This window comes from Streptosporangium minutum (genome assembly GCF_002149035.1).
Taxonomy (GTDB): Bacteria; Actinomycetota; Actinomycetes; order Streptosporangiales; family Streptosporangiaceae; genus Streptosporangium; species Streptosporangium minutum.
The window spans coordinates 1-2,721 of record NZ_NGFP01000462.1; the positions used below are offsets into that span (position 1 = coordinate 1).

Consider the following 2,721-nt stretch of genomic DNA (forward strand, 5'->3'; position numbering starts at 1 on the left):
GCTCTCGACCTCCCACCTCGGCGGAGCCGTGCCGGTTGACGGCGAGCGACCTTCGGTGAGGACCTGCCGCGTGCGGAGAACGGGGCCGGCGTGCCCGGGCGTTCAGCGTCAAAAGTCGGAGAACAGTGGGTGATCGTTCGGTAAGGGCCGTGAGCTGAACAGGGCGCCCCACGTCGAGGGGGATATAACGGGTCCCATGGACATGTCGCTCGTATTCCGGGCGGTATTTTCCATGGCCTGAATCATCGCCACGGGGGAGTCCGAAATGGCCAGAAAACGGATGGTATCTATTTTTCTAGCGGCGGCGATCGGGGGTGGATTCGCGCTCGCAACCGCCACGATGGCAACCGCCGAAACCGGCACGCCGGCGACCGCCGTCGTTTCGGCGCCCTATCCGCCGGGGCCGGTCAACAACAATAACAACAACAACGGTGCCGACCCGGCCGATCCCAGTTTCGACTCCGGTTTCGGTGATTGCGGCGACGACAGCTGCTGCAGTGAGGAGAGCTGCTGCGGCGGCGGCTGCCATGCGGTCAAGGAGCTGCCGTTCACGGGGGCACCCGTGGCGACGGTCGCCACGCTGGGCGGCGGCCTGCTGGCCGCCGGAACCGCCGCCAGCCTGATCGCCGTACGGCGCCGCCGATCCACCAGTGCCATCTAGAAGACGTCGCAGAGCCGTCGTAACCGGCCTGCTGGCCCCCGTCGCCGTGGTGGTATTGGCCGGGGGCTGGTCGGCCCATCTCGGCCTGGGCGTGCGCGAGCACCTGGAGGCGGCCAAGAGCGCGCTGCTGCGGCTACGCGCGGTGACGAGCACGCGCGACCCCGCCCTGATGGGCCGGGCGATCGCGGACGCCCGATGGCACGCGGCCGAGGCGCGGCGGCTCACCGCGGACCCCTGCTGGTCGATGATGACCCACATTCCGCTGGTGGGGGAGGGCGCGACGACCGTGCGCGGACTGGCGGAGAGCGCCGCGGAGCTGACCGACGTGCTGGCCGCCGTCCAGCGGACCGCCGCGGTGTTCGTCACGGCGGAGACGCACTCCCTGGGCAACGTGCCACGGCTGCTGGCGGACCTTGACGCGGCCGCACCGGTTCTGCGGGACGCGGCCGGCCGGCTCACGCGGGTGAGCTCCCGGCTGGCGGCCACGCCGGCCGACACCGGTGTCGACCTGCTGGACCAGGCGCGGGGCACGGCGCTGCAGGAGGTCGACCGGCTCCGGGGCTGGCTCGGCGACGCCGCGACCGCCTCCGCCCTGCTCCCTCCGATGCTGGGCCGCGACGGCCCCCGCCGCTACTTCCTGGCCTTCCAGACCAACGCCGAGGCCCGGGGGACCGGCGGTCTGGTCGGTGCGTTCGGCATTCTGGAGGCCGACCGGGGAAAGATCGACATCAGACGGCTGTCCTCCAACGCCGGTCTCGGCACGAGCCCGACCCCCGTGGTCGATCACGGCCCCGCCTTCCGCGCGCGTTACGGGCCGAGCGCGGCCAAACTGCTCTCGATCTCCAACCTCTCCCCGCATTTCCCCTACGCCGCCGCCACCTGGACAGGGCTGTGGGAACGGCAGAACCACCGGCGGCTGGACGGCGCCCTGGCGACCGACCCGGTCGGGCTGTCCTACCTGCTGAAGGTGATCGGGCCGGTCGCCCTGCACGGCGGGGAGACGGTGACCGCCGAGAACGTCGTCGACCTCACCGAGCGCGCCGCCTATGCCCGATACGACGACCCCGTGGCGCGCAAGCGGTTCCTCATCGAGGTCGCCGGCGCCGTCAGCGAGGCGTTGCCCGCCTCCTTCGCGGAGCCCTCCCGGTTGCTGCCCGTCCTGTTCCGCATGGTGGACGAGCGCAGGATCCAGATCTGGAGCCGCCGGAGGGCCGAGCAGTCCCGCCTGGCGGCGACCGCCGTCGGCGGCGTGCTGCCGGAGCGGCCGGGACCGTTCGCGGGGCTGGTGGTCAACAACTCGGCCGGCGGCAAACTCGACTACTACCTGAAACGCTCCCTCGACTACGAGCTGGGCCCGTGCCGGGGCGGGACGCGCTCCGCGACGGTGCGCGTCCGGCTCACCAACGACGTGCCGCGGGGAAACCTGCCCGCCTACGTCACCGGCCGGCTCGACTCCCCGCAGCGCCGCCACCGGCCCGGCTCCAACCTGCTGTGGGTGTCGCTGTACGCCGGGGTCGGAACGAGGATGAGCGCGGCGCGGATCGACGGGGAGGAGGCATCGGTCATCAGGGAGGACGAACGGTCCCACCCCGTCTACTCCACCTTGCTGGAGTTCGCCCCCGGGCAGTCGCGGACGCTGGAGTTCGACCTGACCGAACCCTCCTCCAGCGAGCCGCCGCTGGTGCCGGTGCAGCCGCTGGTCCGTCCCCAGCGGACCCGGATCGTCGAGAACACGGTGGGTTGCGCCCCCTGACGGAGGAGGCGCGGCCGGCGGCGGATTCCCCGCCGCCGGCCGCGCCTCTTTCCTCAGCGGCGGCAAGCCCTTTCGCACCGGCAGCAAGCCGCGCCGTCTCCGTCACCGGCAGCAAAGGGTAAACAGCGGCGCGCCGCGAGCGGACCGCCGCCGGAGGAGATCTACCGTCACGCTCATGGAAGGCACACCGCGGACCGTTGAGACCGGTCAGTCCGTCGATCCCGCGCCGCGCTCATCCTCGTTCCGACCCCGGCGTACAGCGACACCCACAGCAGGTTGGAGCCGGGCCGGTGGCGGCGCTGCGGGG

General features: G+C 71.9%; 2 protein-coding genes. Both read left to right on the forward strand.

Features of this window, described 5'->3' with window-relative positions:
• Positions 1 to 265 precede the first annotated feature (265 nt).
• Positions 266 to 661, forward strand: coding sequence for a hypothetical protein (locus CA984_RS43590; protein ID WP_133061980.1), 396 nt, complete (start codon positions 266 to 268; stop codon positions 659 to 661).
• A complete protein-coding gene (locus CA984_RS43595) occupies positions 651 to 2,414 on the forward strand; it encodes a DUF4012 domain-containing protein (protein ID WP_133061981.1) in 1,764 nt (587 codons plus the stop codon). Before CA984_RS43590 ends, CA984_RS43595 begins: the two co-directional genes overlap by 11 nt.
• Positions 2,415 to 2,721 lie beyond the last annotated feature (307 nt).